Raw genomic sequence first — 17,847 nt, 5'->3', positions numbered from 1 at the left:
ATTCGGCTTAATATCCGCAAGCTGAGGACAGTATGCGTAAGCAGAAGACTTACGACAAAACATTAAGGAGGATACAAAGATGGCAAGACAAGTTTCACTTGAAATGACTCGTAATATCGGCATCATGGCTCATATCGATGCTGGTAAAACAACAACAACAGAACGTATCCTTTTCTACACCGGTATCAACCATAAAATCGGCGAGACTCATGATGGCTCTGCTACTATGGACTGGATGGTACAGGAGCAGGAAAGAGGTATTACAATTACATCTGCTGCTACTACTTGCTTCTGGAGCGGAAGCAACCACGATAAGGGTAAGCACAGAATCAATATCATAGACACCCCAGGACACGTTGACTTTACAGTTGAGGTTGAGCGTTCTTTGAGAGTTCTCGATGGCTCTGTAACAGTTCTTTGTGCAAAGGGTGGCGTTGAGCCTCAGTCCGAAACTGTTTGGAGACAGGCTGACAAATATGGCGTTCCACGCATGGTATATGTCAATAAGATGGATATTATGGGTGCGGACTTCTACCGTGTTGTAGAAATGATGAAGGATCGCCTTAAGTGTAATGCTGTTCCAATTCAGCTTCCTATCGGTGCTGAGGATACTTTTAAGGGTATTATCGACCTCGTAGAGATGAAGGCTGATGTCTATTATGATGATATGGGCCAAGATATGAAGGTTGAGGAAATCCCTGAAGATATGAAGGAGCTTGCTGAGAAATATAGAAGCGAGCTTATCGAGCATGTTGTAGAGCAGGACGAAGAACTTCTTGAGAAATATCTCGAGGGCGAAGAGCCAACAACAGAGCAAATCAAGAGAGTTATCCGTGAATCTACAATCGCTAACCACATGGTTCCGGTTACATGCGGAACTTCTTATAGAAATAAGGGCGTACAGAAGCTTCTCGACGCTATTGTCGATTATATGCCTTCTCCTGTTGATGTTCCTGCTATCAAGGGTATCAATCCTGATACAGAGGAAGAAGTAGAGCGTCTTTCATCTGATACAGAGCCATTCGCAGCTCTTGCATTTAAGATTGCTACTGACCCATATGTTGGTAAGCTTTGCTTCTTTAGAGTTTATTCAGGTACATTGAACGCAGGTTCAAGCGTATATAACTCTACAAAGGGCAATACAGAGCGTATCGGTCGTATTCTTCAAATGCACGCTAACCACAGACAGGATATTGAAACAGTTTATGCAGGTGACATCGCAGCAGCTGTTGGTCTTAAGAACACAACAACTGGTGATACACTTTGCGTAGAGAGTGCTCCAGTTATCCTCGAGTCTATGGAATTCCCAGACCCAGTTATCCGTGTTGCTATCGAGCCTAAGACTAAGGCTGGTCAGGAAAAAATGGGTATTGCTCTTGCAAAGCTTGCAGAAGAAGACCCAACATTCAAGGCTTATACAGACGAAGAAACAGGACAAACTATCATCGCTGGTATGGGTGAGCTTCACCTCGAAATCATCGTAGACAGACTTCTCCGTGAGTTTAAGGTTGAAGCTAATATTGGTAAGCCACAGGTTGCATACAAGGAAACAATCCGCACAACAGCAGAGGTTGACGAGAAGTATGCAAGACAGTCTGGTGGTAAAGGACAGTATGGTCATGTTAAGATTAGAATTGAGCCGAACCCAGGCAAGGGCTATGAGTTCGTCAATGCAATCGTTGGTGGTGCTATTCCTAAGGAATATATCCCAGCAGTTGACCAAGGTATCCAGGGTGCTATGCTTTCTGGTGTTCTTGCAAACTATAATGTTGTTGATGTTAAGGTTACACTTTATGATGGTTCTTATCATGAGGTTGACTCTTCAGAAATGGCATTTAAGATTGCCGGTTCTATGGCATTCAAGTCAGCTATGAGAAAGGCAGACCCTGTTCTTCTCGAGCCGATTATGAAGGTTACAGTTATCGTTCCTGAGGAATATATGGGCGATGTTATCGGTGACCTTAACTCCCGCCGTGGTATGATCCAGGGCATGGAGGCTGTTGCAGGTGCACAGAGAATCAACGCTATGGTTCCACTTTCTCAGATGTTTGGTTATGCTACTGATATGCGTTCTAAGACACAGGGCCGTGGTCAGTATGTTATGGAGCCAAGCAACTATGCAGAGGTTCCAAAGAGCATTGCTGAGGAAATTATGTCCGCAAGAAATAAAAAGGATTAATTTTATGTAAATTTTAGTCTATTTTTATTAAAACACTTGCATTTCTCATGATTTATTGGTAAAATGAATCCAATATGCAAATGCAGTGTATTATATTTATAGTATAGGAGGAAAATTCAAATGGCAAAGGAAAAATTTGAAAGAAACAAACCGCATATTAACATCGGTACTATCGGCCACGTTGACCACGGTAAGACAACTCTTACTGCTGCTATCACTAAGGTTCTTAACCTCGAAGGCGATGCAGATTTCGTTGACTACGCTAACATCGACAGCGCTCCAGAAGAGAGAGCTCGTGGTATCACAATTAACACAGCACACGTTGAGTATGAAACAGACAAGCGTCACTACGCTCATGTTGACTGCCCAGGACATGCTGACTACGTTAAGAACATGATTACTGGTGCTGCTCAGATGGACGGTGCTATCCTCGTTGTTTCAGCTGCTGATGGTCCTATGCCACAGACAAGAGAGCACATCCTTCTCGCTCGTCAGGTTGGTGTTCCTTACATCGTTGTATTCATGAACAAGACTGACCAAGTTGACGACCCAGAGCTTCTCGAGCTTGTTGAGATGGAAATCCGTGAGCTCCTTAACGAGTATGACTTCCCAGGCGATGATACACCTATCATCAAGGGTTCTGCATACCTCGCTCTTACTTCTACTTCTACAGACCCTAACGCTGAAGAGTACAAGTGCATCCGTGAGCTTATGGACGCTGTTGACGAGTATATCCCAACTCCTGAGCGTAAGAGTGACCTTCCTTTCCTTATGCCTGTTGAAGACGTATTCACAATCACTGGTCGTGGTACTGTTGCAACTGGTAGAGTTGAAAGAGGTACACTTAAGATGTCTGAAGAAGTTGAAATCGTTGGTCTTACAGACGAGAAGAGAACAACTGTTGTTACAGGTATCGAAATGTTCAGAAAGCTTCTCGACTTCGCTGAGGCTGGTGACAACATCGGTGTTCTTCTCCGTGGTATTCAGAGAACTGATATCGAAAGAGGTCAGGTTCTTGCAAAGCCAGGCACAATTCACCCACACACAAAGTTCAAGGGTCACGTTTACGTCTTGACAAAGGATGAAGGCGGCCGTCATACACCATTCTTCAACAACTATCGTCCACAGTTCTATTTCAGAACAACAGACGTTACAGGTACAATCTCTCTTCCAGAGGGCACAGAGATGTGCATGCCTGGCGATAACGTTGATATGGATGTTGAGCTTATCACACCTATCGCTATCGAAGAAGGCCTCCGTTTCGCTATCCGTGAGGGTGGTAGAACAGTTGGTTCAGGCGTTGTTTCTGCTATCAACGAATAATTTAAAATTGTTAAAACTTTAAATTTTTCATAAAGAATACCCGTCAGGAAACTGGCGGGTATTTTTGTTGTCTTTAAGTATTTTCAACAGCTTGCACTAAAGTCGGAGAAATGATAATTTCAATCCCAAAGCGGTCACAAATCTTATTACAGAGTATGCGTGTTTCATCGTCCATGCCTTTATCAAGGCATATTATGCGGTGATTTTCAGATGACCAATTTGCCCGTTCGTATGCGCAGCGAATACGATATTCAATATTTTCGCAATGCCCTTTAATTGGAATAACGGTTATAATTTCTCCGTCATCATATTTTAAGAGCCACATAATAATTTTTCTTACTATATTTACAAGTCCAAAAATGCTTAATATTATGAATAAAACTATAAATATCTCTGGCATATTTATCACCCATAACCATAATATTCAATTTTGTATATAGGGTGCAAATAGGAGAAGTAAGCATTAAATTTTGAGTTATATAAACTAACCCCATCATTCAAGTAAATTTTTCTCGAATGGTGAGGTTAGTTGTTTTGTATAGATAAACAGGAATTGGTATTCATGTCTATAGTCTAAGCTTTTCCCAATCTTTAACTGATTCAATCACAGGTATCCAGCTATCAATTTCAAATTTTTCTTTTATAGGTAGGTCTGCATATCCATCTACTACAAGTGTTCCACTACATTTTATATGAGCCCTTCTCGCCAGTCAGTAGAATATTCCATACATATTTTCAGACACTTGCGGAATCATCCTCGTGCTATTTCTGAATTTTAGATATTTCTTTATCAATGTCTTTCTTGGCATCTGGACTAATATAACCCACTGTTTCACGCTCAATATCTTCCAGCACTTGTCGTGTAATCTCCCGATTTCTCTGGAGTATATTTTTCAAATATTCCCGGCTCATAGGTTCTGCCCTCCAAGGATTCGGAGTATATCTGCTCTCCTCAAACAGTTCCGTTTCAATGCCCGCCTTGTCAAATTCTCGCAGCAGTTTTGCCATCTGGCGTACACCGTCATGTTGGTATTTCTCCATATCAGAAAGAAATACATAATCATTCGCCTGGATTTTCGCCCGAAGTTCCGAAAAAGATTGGGTTGGAAAACATTGACGGAGCAGTTTCAAAGCTGTGGCATCCGCAGTAGTCTTTTTCAATTTGATTCCATACCTATGCTCAAACATGTTTAACCTCCTATTGCTTTTTCACTTATTTCTGCTTTTGTTTCCATTGTAATCCTCATAAATTTGTAATATACAGTCTTTTGTTATATACATAATGTCGATAGGTCTCATTTCGTAGATTTTATGTAATTATAAACTGAAATTTACGTTGCCTATGTTGTTTAAAATTGTATCACTCAATACTCGCGATAGTCCCGTATCTTTTTGACAGTACCGACATAATCATGGGCTGTACCTTTGAAACTTTCCGGATTGATAGGATGATGGATATTGTAAAGAATTCCTGTTTCTCCCGTCCTTCCAAGATTATTTTCGTCTATATGATTTTCATCAATATGGACATTGACTATTTCGAGACATACCAAAACATAGTCATCACCTTCAGCAATTTCTTTCTCCCATTTGAAACGGCACTCCAGATTCATAAAGCATTCATCAATAAGGGGAGCATTTACCTTTTCTGCTTTTACAGAAGTTAAACCGGCGGTTTTAATTTCATCTATCTCAAAACCGTTGTTTTTACAGGTTGACATACACTTATCATACAAATCGGCAGACATAAAATTGATGACAGCTTCACCTGTTTCATGAAGTGTCCGATATAAATGTCCATATTTGCTGACAGCAGAAACAATTGCAAAGTAACCATTTTTTCCACCCGTGAATGTTGTCCATGACTGCATACAGGCATTAGGCTGTCCATTGCTTTTATATGAAGTCATTATGTAGAGTGGAGATGGGACAGAGATAACAAACTCCATCCAATTAAAGCCATACATCTCCATGTCCTTCATTGATTCAGGCAAAGTGCTATAATTCTTTTTCATATTTACCTACACATTTTCTAATTTGACATTACGATTACTTATTTTCCCTCAACTTGTTTAACCGCCTTTTTGAGAGCGTCAACCTTATCAAGCTTTTCCCAAGCTACACCAAGTTCTTCTCTGCCCATATGACCATAAGCGGCAAGCTGACGATAAATCGGACGGCGAAGGTCAAGGTCACGAATGATTGCGGCAGGTCTGAGGTCGAAAACCTTAGAAACAGCCTTAGAAAGTACATCGTCAGATACGACGCCTGTGCCGAATGTATCAACCATTACAGAGATTGGCTTTGCAACACCGATTGCATATGAAAGCTGAAGTTCGCACTTCTTAGCAAGACCTGCACCAACAATATTTTTAGCAACATATCTTGCTGCATATGCTGCGGAACGGTCAACCTTTGTTGGGTCTTTACCTGAGAATGCACCACCGCCATGACGAGAGAATCCGCCGTAGGTGTCAACAATAATCTTTCTTCCCGTTAAACCACTGTCGCCGACAGGACCACCAACTACAAATCTGCCTGTTGGATTTACAAGTATTCTTGTATCCTTATAGAGTTCAGTAGGAATAATTGGCTCAATAACATATTTAACAAGGTCTTTGCGTATGGTTTCGAGTGAAACATCTTCATCGTGTTGTGTTGAGATGAGAACAGTATCAATGCGAGTGATTTTATCATCATCATATTCAACAGTAACCTGAGTTTTACCGTCAGGACGAAGATATTTAAGAGTACCGTTCTTTCGAACCTCTGTAAGACGCTTTGCAAGCTTATGTGCAAGAGATATTGCAAGAGGCATAAGCTCTGGAGTTTCGTCACAAGCGTAACCAAACATAATTCCCTGGTCGCCTGCACCTATTTGGTTAAGAGCGTCGCTTTTGCCATCACGAACTTCATAAGAAGCATTTACGCCTTGTGCAATATCAGGAGATTGAGAATCAATAGAAGTAAGAACTGCACAAGTATTTCCGTTAAATCCACTTTGTGCATTGTCATAACCGATGTCATTCACAACATTTCTTGCAATTTGGTTTATGTCAACATAGCAGCTTGTAGATATTTCGCCCATAACATGAACCATGCCTGTTGTTGCAGTAACCTCACAAGCAACATGAGCATCAGGGTCTTGCTCGATGATTGCGTCAAGAACTGCGTCAGAGATTTGGTCGCAGAGCTTGTCAGGATGTCCCTCAGTTACTGATTCAGATGTGAAAAAGTGCTTTGCCATAATTTATAACTCCTTTTGAGAAAAATTCTTAACTGCCTTTGATTTAATCATTTAAAAAGCCGCACGGCAGAAGACCGAACGGCTAAGTTTATGTTACTCATCTTTCGGCTTTACCGCAGGATTTGGCACCTTACAAAAAAGCAGGTTGCCGGACTTCACAGGGCCTGTTCCCTCAGTCGCTCTTGATAAGTTGGTAATTTGTTAAGTTGTAAATTTAATATAGCACCTAATTGAGTGTTTGTCAATACTTATACTTGGTAATAATAGTTTGCTCTATCAATACTGATTTTATAAGTTGAATAAGCTTTTAGATTATATTAAAAGCACATTAAATTAGGTATACCAATTTAAATCGAATTATGGTATAATATAGAATAAACCGCTTTTAAGGGTGAAGTTCAAATAAAAAATGAGGGTGAGATAATGCGTGTTTTCTTTGTAATTCTTGTTTGTAAACTACTGCATTTTATAGGTAAGTTGATTGGAAAAGGAAGTAGTCTTCCTGGTAAATATGCTTTGAAACTTGACCGTAATATTCTTAAAAAGATTAAAATGCCTGAATATATCATTGCGGTAACGGGCAGTAACGGTAAAACCTCGACTGTTGAAATGATAGCACATATTTTGCAAGAGGGCGGGAAAACAGTTGCTTATAATAAAGAGGGTTCTAACCAGATTGAAGGTGTAACAACCTTTATTCTTTGTAATTCCACAATGGGTGGTAAGGTTAAGAGCGATATTCTTTTAATTGAGAGTGACGAACGCTTTGCACAATATACATTTAAATATTTTAAACCTACACATTATGTCATTACAAACTTGTATCGTGACCAGCTCACAAGAAATGGTCACCCAGAATGGGTTTATGATTGCTTAAAGAATAGCATACATGATGGAACACAGCTTATCCTTAATGCTGATGACCCGCTTGTATCTTGCTTTGGTTATGGAAAAGATGATGTTATATACTTTGGTGCGGATAAGATTTCCGTTTCTCACGAGAAAAATAACAGCGTATATAATGACGGAATTTTCTGTCCACACTGTAAAAAGCGTCTTTCTTATGAATACTACCATTATAATCATATTGGAAAATATTCCTGCCCTAATTGCGGACTTAAAAGAAATAATACACAGTTCACTGTTACTTCCGCAGACCTTGACAAGGGTGAGATAACTATAAATGATAAATCAACAATAAAGCTTGCATTAAAGAGCCTTTATAATGTTTATAATATTCTTGCAGCATATTCTGTTTGCTCTATTGCGGGAATTGATGATGCAACTATTTGCAAGAGTATAAATAACTATGTTCTTAAAAATGGACGAGTTATAGAATTTAGTCTTGATAAGCGTCATGGAACATTGCTTACCTCAAAGCACGAAAATTCAGTTTCTTATGACCAATCACTTACACTTGCTGCCAATGATAAGCAGGGCTGTGATGTACTTATCATAGTTGACGCTATTAGCCGAAAGTATTTCACAAGTGATGTTTCTTGGCTATGGGATATTGATTTTGAACTTCTTTCAAGCAAGAATGTTGGTGAAATTGTTCTTGCAGGACTTTATTCAGCCGATTTACAGACACGCTTTTCGTTTACGGGCATTGAAGAAAGCAAGATTAAAGCCTTCAGCGATATTGGTGAAGCCACCGAATATCTAAAGACAAGCAGTGACAGAAAGCTTTATGTAATAACCTGTTTCTCAGATAAGGGAAAATTCCTTAGTCTTGTTAAGGAGGAAAAATTATGATTATTAAAGTCTTACATCTATATCATGATTTAATGAATTTATATGGCGAATATGGAAATATTGCTGTTTTGTGCAGATACCTTGAAGATGCTGGAATTGAAGTTCAGCTTGATAAGGTAAGTGTGGACGATAGCTTTAATATTACAGATTATAATTTCGTATATTGCGGAGCAGGTACAGAAAGAAATCAGAAGGTTGCACTTGCTGACCTTATTTCTCATAAAGACGAATTGAAAATCTATATCAAAAATAATGGTACAGCGTTATTTACAGGAAATTCTCTCGAAATGCTCGGCAAAAGTATCTGCGATAGAAATGGAGATACCTTTGAGGCTCTTTCGCTTGCTGACTTTTACACATATCAGGGCGGAGAAAGCTATAAAAAGTATATTTCGGCTAATCCGAATGATACAGAACTTATTAAGAACGACACAAGAATTACAGGTGATGTAATTTTCAAGGCGGATTTTATAGAAAAGCCACTTGTTGGTTTTGTCAATAAATGTGGATTTATTAAAGGAAATTTCAATCCATTATTTAATGTAGTTTACGGAATAGGCAATAACCGCAATGATAAATCCGATGGAATACGCATAAATAATATTCTTGGAACATATCTTACAGGACCTATTCTTGTCAAAAATCCTGCAATGCTGGATTATGTTATTTCACTTATTACAAACGGAAACGCTAAAAAGCAAAGCTATGATTCGCAAAATCGTGGCTATGAACTGACATATAGAGAGCTTATGAAACGCTTTAATCCGCAAGGCTGACAGAGTCCTCTGTATCAGTAGTTCATTGGTAATTACTTTAATAATGTTGACAAGCTTCTTTAACTTATTATGAGCTATGCTCGCTAATTTAAGAAAGGAACTTATAAATGAGCGATGAATTGTTAGAGCTTCAAGGCTCGGTGGAATCTATAATTTATCGTAATGAATCAAACGGATATACTGTTCTCAATCTTTCTTGTGAGGATGGTGAAACTGCCGCTGTCGGAATGATGCCAGAGGTGTCTGTTGGTGAAGAAATTGTAGTTCAAGGACATTGGCAAACACATAAAAGCTATGGCGAGCAATTCGCTGTAACCTCTTGCACAAGAGCAATGCCAACAGGCTCAACAGCCATTCTGAAATATCTTTCGTCAAGAGCAGTAAAGGGAGTGGGTCCAGCAACTGCGAGAAGATTGGTTGAAACATTTGGCGAAAATACTCTTGAGGTTATAGAAAAAGAACCGCTAAGAATGACTGAAATCAAGGGCATATCTCGTGAAAAGGCTATGTCGATAAGCAATGAGCTTAAGAAGATTTTTGGTATGAGAGAGGTTATAGTTTTTCTTGATAAGTATAATGTTCCTCCCGAGATAAGCGTTAAGATTTGGCGTGAGCTTGGAGCAAGGTCTATTGAAACAATAGAATCAAATCCATATGTTCTTTGCTGTGATGAAATCGGTGTATCCTTTGAACACGCAGATAGAATTGCCGCATCTATGGATATGGCACAGGACTATGAGTTCAGATTAAGAGCAGGAATAATATATATAAACACATATAATTCCAACAACGGACATACTTGCTTACCAAAAGGAAAGCTTATTGAGGTTTGTGCGAAATTTCTCAAAACAGAGCCTGAACGAATTTCCGAGATACTCGAAAAGATGATTATAGACAAAAGCCTTATTGAGGATACGCTTGAAGGAAAAGAGTTTATCTTTTTGCCAGATTTTTATAAGAGTGAAACCTATTCCGCAGGACGAATAAAGCTTATGAAACAATTTCCGCCTCAGAGAATTGTTGGCATAGAATCTGCTCTTGAAAATTTTGAAAAACAGCAGGGTATAAAATATGCCGAACTTCAAAGAAAAGCTATTTTAGAGGCTATTTCGGGTGGACTTCTCATATTAACTGGTGGACCTGGAACAGGTAAAACAACAACCCTTAATGCAATTATCAGCTTATTAAAGGATAATGGTATAAAAGTTCAATGTGCCGCTCCCACTGGAAGAGCCGCACACAGAATGTCAGAGCTTACGGGTTGTGAGGCGAAAACCATACACAGATTATTAGAGGTTGAATGGGATAAGCACGATAAACCATACTTCAAGCGTGATGAGAGAAATATGCTTGATTGTGATGCACTTGTACTTGATGAACTTTCTATGGTAGATTCAAAGCTTTTTGAAAGTGTACTTCGTGCCTTGCCTATGGGCTGCCGACTTATTATGGTTGGTGATAGCGACCAGCTTCCAAGCGTGGGGGCAGGAAATGTTCTTGGAGATTTGATAGCTTCGGGTGTAGTTCCAGTTGTAGCTTTAACTGAAATCTTCCGTCAATCTATGAAAAGTCTTATTGTCACAAATGCACATAAAATCGTAAAGGGTGAAATGCCAGACCTTAATATACACAATAAGGATTTCTTTTTCTTGCCCTGTTCATCAGCTGATAAAATTACAGAAACAATTATTGGTTTGTGCAAGGATAGACTTCCGAAAAGCTATGGCTATTCCGCAATGACAGATATTCAAGTGCTTTGTCCAGGCAGAAAAGGCTTGCTTGGTGTGATTGAGTTGAATAAAAAATTGCAGGAGGTACTTAATCCACCGATTGGTACAAACCTTGATTTGAACATTGGAACATATTCTTTGCGATATGGTGATAAGGTTATGCAGATTAGAAATAACTATGACCTTATCTGGACTCGTGGAGATGACGATGACGGCGAAGGTGTTTTCAACGGGGATATTGGTACTGTTGTAAGGGTAAATAGCAAGGCTGGAACAGTAAGCGTTAAATTTGATGATAAGCTTGTTGAATATGATAGAGAGAGCGTCAGAGATTTAGAGCTTGCCTATGCAACAACAGTGCATAAAAGCCAGGGCAATGAATTTGAGGCTGTAATTATGCCAATGTTCAGAGGAGCACCTCAGCTTTATTATAGAAATTTACTTTATACTGGTGTAACTCGTGCAAAAAAATTACTTATTCTTGTAGGTACACAGTCAACAATAGAAACAATGGTAAATAATAATAAGAGAACAAAACGCTATTCAGGGTTAAGAGTATTTCTTTCAGAAACAGAAAATAGTGATTTTGAAGAAAAATTGTAGCTGAATTTACTTTATTATGAATTAATAAACTTCTCTAAGATAACTAAAAGTTTTATCATTATATTGATATGAACGGTTATTTACCGTCAGAAAGGAGTCCTTTATGGGGATTGATATAGCAATAGACCTTGGAACATCAAGAACAAGAATTTTTCTGCCTAATAAGGGTGTAGTGGTTGATGAACCATCAGTTATAACTGTTGACCTAATGACAGATGCTATAATTGCAGTAGGGCAAAAAGCCTATGAAATGCTCGGAAGAACTTCAGAGCGTATGTCGGCTATGTATCCGTTAAGTGGTGGAGTTATAACAGATTTTTCTCTTGTAGAAAATATGATTAAGATTATGCTTTCGGATATTTCTATTGGAAAAGTAGGTATGCCTAAGGTTGTTGCCTGTATTCCAAGCGAAATAACAGAAGTCGAAAAAAGAGCAGTAGTTAATGCTATAAGTAGTGCAGGAATAAGAAGAGTATGTCTTGTTGAAGAACCTGTTGCGGCGGCTATGGGGGCAGGAATTGATATTACAAGCCCACACGGTTCAATGGTTGTCGATATTGGTGGAGGAACAACGGATATAGCTGTTCTTTCTCTTGGTGGAATTTCAGTTTCACGAAGCATAAAAAAAGCAGGAAATGCCATAGATGACGAGATTATAAAGTATGTTAAAAAGAAATATAATCTTCTTATTGGTAAGCGTACTGCTGAAAATGCAAAAATAGCTATTGGTTGTGTTGGAAATATCGGAGAAAATAAAACCTTCAGGCTCAAAGGCAGAAATTGTGTTACTGGTATGCCTATGCAGGCTGATATAAGTTCTTATGAAATTTCTGATATATTAGTTGATATTATTACAGAGATTGTGTATCAGGTGCAAGATGTATTAGAAGAAACCCCACCTGAGCTTATGGGAGATATATATTCCGATGGAATAATTCTCACAGGCGGTACAGCACAACTCAAAGGTATGGCAGAAATTATAAATGCTGTCACTAAAATAAAAGTAAGGGTTGCGGATAACCCTTCACTTTGTGTTGTTAAAGGCTGTGGAGAAGCTCTTAAATATATAAAGGCATTTGAAAAAGGTGAACTTTCACCAATCAGTGAGCAATACTAAGGAGAAATGATGAAGTTGAAACGCAAGCAAAAATTATTAGAAGAAGAAAAACAATTTATTAAAAAAGAAGAGGAGATAATTAAAGAGGGCGAAAAAAAGCTTATCAAGGACGAAAAAGAACTTTTTCTTGAGTGTGAAAAGAAATGGGTATTTTTACTGCTTATGATGAGCGGCGGTTTTATGGGTGCGTTTACATATACTATAAGAGGAAATGTTTTCTGTAATGCACAGACCGGTAATATGGTTCTTATGGGTATAGCACTCGGAGATGCAAATTGGCTTGAAGCGGCATATCTTTTGATTCCTATTTCAGCATATTTTATTGGAGCAATAATTTCTGAAATTTTGCCAAAGAAAATAAAGAAAATAAATTTTCTGCGATGGGATACTTGCTTAATAGGCTTTGAGGTTTTAGTGCTAATAGCACTTGGGTTTGTTCCCGAATCAGCCCCTTTTCAGATTTCGCAGATTGCGATAAATTTTATATGCTCTATGCAATATAATACATTCAGACAAGCTGAGGGTGTGCCTATGGCAACAACTTTCTGCACAAACCATCTTAGACAAACAGGTGTACATCTTATAAAATGGGTAAAGAAAAAGGACCAAAAAGCTAAAGAACGCTTTTTAATTCATATATTTATGCTTGGTATGTTTATTGCAGGTGCGGCAGTAGGAACTGTTCTTAGCAGACTTATTCTTGGCAAAGCTATATGGGGAGCAGCTATAATAATGATGATAATTTTCATAGGCTTATTTAGAGCAGACCGTACAAAAGAAAAAGGTATGCTCGAGAGAGTTCCAAAGGGACACTGAGCAAACCTTATCTAAAATATATTGGTATGCCCGACAGGAATTGAACCTGCGGCCTACAGAGTCGGAGTCTGTCGCTCTATCCAACTGAGCTACGGGCATATATAAATGCATACCAATGATTATTATATCATAATTTATTTTAGTGTTCAAGTCGGATTTAGGAGGACTAATATGGATGTTCGTGTAGGCGATATTCTTGAAATGAAAAAACAACACCCATGTGGAAATAAACGCTTTCGGGTTTTAAGGGTCGGTATGGATTTCAAGATTAAATGCGAGCAGTGTGGACATGAGATAATGCTCCCTCGTGTTAAGGCTGAAAAAAATATAAAAAAAATTATAAGAGAAGACGCTTAATTTAACGGAGGATTTTTTGATATGTTTGAGAAAATAAATGCTCTCGATTTGCGTTATCAGGAGCTTGCAAGAAAAATTTGTGAGCCAGATGTAATCAATGATACGGAGCTTTATAGAAATATTATGAAAGAATATAGCTCTCTTGAGCCAATAGTTCTTAAATATAGAGAATACAAGAAGGCACAGGAGAACGAAAAAGAGGCATTGGAGTTGCTTTCAGGCGGTGGCTTAGATAAAGATTTTCGAGATATGGTTTCTGAGGAACTTAATGATGCAAGAGAACGCATAGAGAATCTTTCAGAGGAATTAAAAATCTTACTTTTGCCAAAAGACCCGAACGATGACCGCAATGTAATTGTTGAGATTCGAGGCGGTGCAGGCGGAGAGGAAGCTGCACTTTTTGCAGGCGTACTTTATCGTATGTATAGTATGTATGCTGTTAAAAGAGGTTATAAGACCGAAATAATAAATGCCAACGAAACAGAGCTTGGCGGATATAAAGAAATCAGTTTTATGATTACTGGTGATGGTGCTTACTCAAGATTGAAATATGAGAGCGGAGTTCATAGAGTTCAGCGTGTTCCAGAAACAGAAACACAGGGCAGAGTTCATACTTCAACAGTTACGGTTGCAGTTTTGCCAGAGGCTGATGATGTTGAGGTTGATATAAATCCAAATGATTTGCAGATTGATACTTTCCGTTCAAGTGGTGCTGGTGGTCAGCATATCAATAAGACTTCATCAGCGATAAGAATTACACATATTCCAACAGGTATGGTTGTAGAATGTCAGGACGAAAGAAGTCAGTTTAAAAATAAGGACAAGGCTCTTAAAGTTCTGAAATCAAGATTGCTTAAAATCGAGCAGGAGAAACAACATAATGAAGTTGCACAAGAAAGACGCTCACAGGTTGGAACGGGTGATAGAAGCGAAAGAATCCGAACATATAATTATCCTCAGGGAAGAGTTACTGACCATAGAATAGGATTAACACTCTATAAAATTGACGATATTCTTAATGGCAACATTGATGAAATTATAGACGCACTTATTACAGCAGATAGAACAGAGCAATTAAAAAATTCAGAATAATTATAGGAGGATTCATATTGTTTAGAAGCGATGTTAAGGGTGGATATTGGACAATCATAAAATTAATTCTTGGATTTGTAGCGTTTGGCTTGTTTATTTATCAAATATATTTTGCAGGGCAGTGGCTTATAAGTAATAAACACGAGGGAAGAAAAATAAGTTCCACTGACTATTCAAGCCTTAAAAATGGTGAAACGGTTTATGGAGAACTTGAGAATATAGTTAAAGATTGTGGAAGTGGTGAAGATGCTTATGGGCTACCACTTATATATTATTTGGTAAGAACAAGCGATGAAAAACTTTTAGTAGTCAGAACAGAAGCTGGTGAAAAATGTGACCAAGCTATATCTAATGCTTTAGGAAATTCAGGAAAAGTTCCTTTTGTTGGTTATGTTAAACCTATGAAAGAAAAAGAAAAAACCTCTTTATCGCTTATAATGGCTGCTGATAATACTCTTTATAAGCTCGGAATTAATAGCAACTTTAATGATACTGTTTTAAATCAAGTTGTTGATATTTCTTATTATAAGGAATATTCAGATGAAAGAGTTTTTATAGCTTCCGTAGTTAGTGGATTGTTTATGCTTGGTTTATCAATTCTATTTCTAAGAAAATCAATTAAAAATATTATATACTCTATAAATGTTGCAAGAGGAAAAATAGATATATATATGCCAGAAGTTGATTTTGTTCAGCACAAAGATGAATTTAAGAAATATGAAGAAATAAATCCGGATAATGCGGAGGATATTGAATATTATAATGATTATGAAAAGGATTCCGTAGATTTTAATATAGAAGAGAAACACAAAACAATATATGGTAAAGAATATACTAAGCCGACACTCGAAAAAGATATACCAACCTATGAAGGGTATCAATATGATTCGCTTGATTTTGCACAAGAAAAAGTCGAAAAGAAGGATATAAATAAATTTTAGAATAATTCTATACGAATATTGAATAATATGTCAAATAGTGGTAGACTATAATTTAGTTTATCACTATTTTTATATTAAAATGGAGTGGGATAATGAAAACACTTTTACTAAATAAAAATGAGATTGATATAGCTGCCGATATTATAAAAAAAGGTGGCATAGTTGCTATGCCAACAGAAACTGTCTATGGACTTGCCGCAGACGCTTTAAATGGAGAGGCGGTTGCTAAGATATTTAAGGCAAAGGGCAGACCAATGGACAATCCACTTATAGTTCATATTTCAGATATTAAGCAGATTGATATGCTTGTTGCAGAATTTTCAGATAAAGCAAAAAAGCTTGCAGAGAAATTTTGGCCAGGTCCACTGACAATAGTTTTGCCAAAATCTGATATTATACCTGATGAGGTGAGTGCGGGACTTTCAACTGTTGCAATACGCTTTCCATCACACCCTATTGCACATGAGCTTATTGCAAAGTCATCACCAATAGCCGCTCCGAGTGCAAATCTTTCAGGAAGTCCAAGTCCAACAACAGTTCGTCATGTTTTAGCAGATATGGACGGTAGAATAGATGCTATCATTGATGGTGGAGATTGTGAGGTAGGAGTTGAATCTACTGTTATAACTCTTACTGAAGATGTTCCTACATTACTTCGTCCAGGTGGAGTAACTCTTGAACAGCTTAGGGCAGAAATTGGAGAAGTTAAGGTTCACCCAGCAGTGTTAAAATCACTTGGAAAGGGAATGAAGGCTTCAAGCCCAGGAATGAAATATAAGCATTATTCCCCAAAAGCAGAGGTTATTTTGCTTAGAGGTTCAGAACAAGGATTTTGCGAGTATATAAAGGAAAATTCTGATGATAAGACAGCAGTTCTTTGCTATGAAGAAGAAAAAGACAGCTTTAAAAATTATATTGTCTTAGGAAAAAGAGATGATGAGGTGGCTCACGCACATAGACTTTTTACCTGTCTTAGAGAAGCTGATGAAGATGGCTATACTCGTATTTACGCACATTGTCCGAGAGCTGAAGGTATAGGTCTTGCTGTTTACAACAGAATTTTAAGAGCGGCAGCGTTTAATGTTATAGAAGTATAAAATAAGTTCTAAGGAGTAAATTTAACTTTGAAATTATTAAACATAGGTTTGATAAGATATGTTATCATTATGCTTGGTCTTATATTAGTATCAATGTTTTGCTTTTATATGGCATCAACTGAAAATGTTATTGAAAACGATGAGCCACTTGATATAAGTAAAGCTACCGTTGAGCAAATCTCAGAAAATAAGTTTATTGATGTAAAAATAACATCTACTGTTTGTCAGTTGAATAAAGAAAAGACTTTATTCGATTTTGATAATGATGAATATTATTATCTTATTCCTATGAAAGATGGAAAATTTATAGTTTTTGTTACTGAAAATATAAAACAAAACAAAGAGTTAGAGGATTTTATTGATAAATATAATAAACAAAAGAAAAAATATAATAGAATAGAAGAAGCTTTAAATCTTGATATTAATTGCAGAGTTTATGATTTAACAGAATATGAAGAAGAAAAGTTTTTTAACTATGCTATAAAAGCAAATTTTGGCATAAATTCTATTCAAGAGGCAAAGCAATGTATTGTTCCATATAAAATAGTAAACAATGTGACTTGTCTTTCTTGGGTTTATATTTTGACTGCAATAGTATCCTTAATCACTGCGATATTTATAACAATATTATTAGTACGAAAACTAAAGGCAAATGAAAATTATATAAATGTTATGCCAAATAATAGTTGTAGTTTAAGTGAAAATACTCATAATTCATATTCAAATGATGAATACTATACAGGCTATAATCAACAAGATGATGTAGATTCTCAGGCAAATAATAATCAAAATGATATTCATAGGTTCTGATTTA

Annotated in this window: 16 protein-coding genes, 1 tRNA gene and 1 riboswitch; of the genes, 12 read left to right on the top strand and 5 right to left on the bottom strand. The window is 37.4% G+C overall.

Features of this window, described 5'->3' with window-relative positions; translation table 11 throughout:
- The first annotated feature begins 79 nt into the window (after window positions 1–79).
- Window positions 80–2,179, top strand: coding sequence for an elongation factor G (gene fusA / locus C9914_RS03865; protein WP_106763507.1), 2,100 nt, complete (start codon window positions 80–82; stop codon window positions 2,177–2,179).
- A 120-nt stretch (window positions 2,180–2,299) separates the two neighbouring features.
- Complete coding sequence (gene tuf, locus C9914_RS03860) at window positions 2,300–3,502, top strand: elongation factor Tu (RefSeq protein ID WP_022263966.1); 1,203 nt, start codon at window positions 2,300–2,302, stop codon at window positions 3,500–3,502.
- Between the two features lie 73 nt (window positions 3,503–3,575).
- Here the strand turns inward: tuf and C9914_RS03855 are convergent, their stop codons facing one another.
- The 4 genes from C9914_RS03855 to metK all read right to left on the bottom strand — a co-directional run bounded on the left by C9914_RS03855 (window position 3,576) and on the right by metK (window position 6,749).
- The gene (locus C9914_RS03855) at window positions 3,576–3,902 is read right to left on the bottom strand and encodes a hypothetical protein (RefSeq protein WP_106763506.1); all 327 of its coding nucleotides are present in this window, start codon (window positions 3,900–3,902) and stop codon (window positions 3,576–3,578) included.
- Between the two features lie 362 nt (window positions 3,903–4,264).
- A complete protein-coding gene (locus tag C9914_RS03850) occupies window positions 4,265–4,690 on the bottom strand; it encodes a hypothetical protein (protein ID WP_106763504.1) in 426 nt (141 codons plus the stop codon).
- A gap of 176 nt (window positions 4,691–4,866) precedes the next feature.
- The gene (locus C9914_RS03845) at window positions 4,867–5,517 is read right to left on the bottom strand and encodes a flavin reductase family protein (RefSeq protein WP_242972053.1); all 651 of its coding nucleotides are present in this window, start codon (window positions 5,515–5,517) and stop codon (window positions 4,867–4,869) included.
- 38 nt (window positions 5,518–5,555) lie between these two features.
- A complete protein-coding gene (gene metK, locus C9914_RS03840; RefSeq protein WP_158707324.1) occupies window positions 5,556–6,749 on the bottom strand; it encodes a methionine adenosyltransferase in 1,194 nt (397 codons plus the stop codon).
- Window positions 6,750–6,843: 94 nt separating this feature from the next.
- A riboswitch (SAM riboswitch) is annotated at window positions 6,844–6,941 on the bottom strand.
- A gap of 231 nt (window positions 6,942–7,172) precedes the next feature.
- Here metK and C9914_RS03835 point away from each other — a divergent pair.
- The 5 genes from C9914_RS03835 (at window position 7,173) to C9914_RS03815 (ending at window position 13,546) form a co-directional block, all read left to right on the top strand.
- The gene (locus C9914_RS03835) at window positions 7,173–8,504 is read left to right on the top strand and encodes a Mur ligase family protein (RefSeq protein WP_022263961.1); all 1,332 of its coding nucleotides are present in this window, start codon (window positions 7,173–7,175) and stop codon (window positions 8,502–8,504) included.
- Window positions 8,501–9,280 (top strand): type 1 glutamine amidotransferase, encoded by a 780-nt coding sequence (locus C9914_RS03830; protein ID WP_106763500.1) that lies wholly within the window; start codon window positions 8,501–8,503, stop codon window positions 9,278–9,280. Before C9914_RS03835 ends, C9914_RS03830 begins: the two co-directional genes overlap by 4 nt.
- 107 nt (window positions 9,281–9,387) lie before the next feature.
- A complete protein-coding gene (recD2, locus tag C9914_RS03825) occupies window positions 9,388–11,613 on the top strand; it encodes an SF1B family DNA helicase RecD2 (protein WP_106763499.1) in 2,226 nt (741 codons plus the stop codon).
- Window positions 11,614–11,716: 103 nt separating this feature from the next.
- Entirely contained in the window at window positions 11,717–12,730 is a 1,014-nt protein-coding gene (gene mreB, locus C9914_RS03820; RefSeq protein ID WP_106763497.1) for a rod shape-determining protein, read from the top strand.
- A 6-nt stretch (window positions 12,731–12,736) separates the two neighbouring features.
- Window positions 12,737–13,546: a YoaK family protein gene (locus C9914_RS03815; RefSeq protein WP_242972052.1), complete on the top strand. Its 810-nt coding sequence runs from the start codon at window positions 12,737–12,739 to the stop codon at window positions 13,544–13,546.
- Window positions 13,547–13,568: 22 nt separating this feature from the next.
- Here the strand turns inward: C9914_RS03815 and C9914_RS03810 are convergent.
- Window positions 13,569–13,645, bottom strand: a tRNA-Arg gene (locus C9914_RS03810).
- Between the two features lie 72 nt (window positions 13,646–13,717).
- Between C9914_RS03810 and C9914_RS03805 the strand changes: the two genes are divergently transcribed.
- The 5 genes from C9914_RS03805 (at window position 13,718) to C9914_RS03785 (ending at window position 17,843) form a co-directional block, all read left to right on the top strand.
- Complete coding sequence (locus C9914_RS03805) at window positions 13,718–13,903, top strand: DUF951 domain-containing protein (protein ID WP_106763494.1); 186 nt, start codon at window positions 13,718–13,720, stop codon at window positions 13,901–13,903.
- Between the two features lie 21 nt (window positions 13,904–13,924).
- Window positions 13,925–14,995 (top strand): peptide chain release factor 1, encoded by a 1,071-nt coding sequence (gene prfA / locus C9914_RS03800; RefSeq protein ID WP_022263955.1) that lies wholly within the window; start codon window positions 13,925–13,927, stop codon window positions 14,993–14,995.
- 17 nt (window positions 14,996–15,012) lie between these two features.
- On the top strand, window positions 15,013–15,936 hold the full coding sequence (locus tag C9914_RS03795) for a hypothetical protein (RefSeq protein WP_106763492.1): 924 nt from the start codon (window positions 15,013–15,015) through the stop codon (window positions 15,934–15,936).
- Window positions 15,937–16,028: 92 nt separating this feature from the next.
- Window positions 16,029–17,033 (top strand): L-threonylcarbamoyladenylate synthase, encoded by a 1,005-nt coding sequence (locus tag C9914_RS03790; protein ID WP_022263953.1) that lies wholly within the window; start codon window positions 16,029–16,031, stop codon window positions 17,031–17,033.
- A 48-nt stretch (window positions 17,034–17,081) separates the two neighbouring features.
- Window positions 17,082–17,843 (top strand): hypothetical protein, encoded by a 762-nt coding sequence (locus C9914_RS03785; protein ID WP_148485960.1) that lies wholly within the window; start codon window positions 17,082–17,084, stop codon window positions 17,841–17,843.
- Window positions 17,844–17,847: the final 4 nt, after the last annotated feature.

Origin of the sequence: Pseudoruminococcus massiliensis, assembly GCF_900291955.1 — a bacterium.
Lineage (GTDB): Bacteria > Bacillota > Clostridia > Oscillospirales > Acutalibacteraceae > Pseudoruminococcus > Pseudoruminococcus massiliensis.
This window is presented reverse-complemented; position numbering and strand designations above follow the sequence as displayed.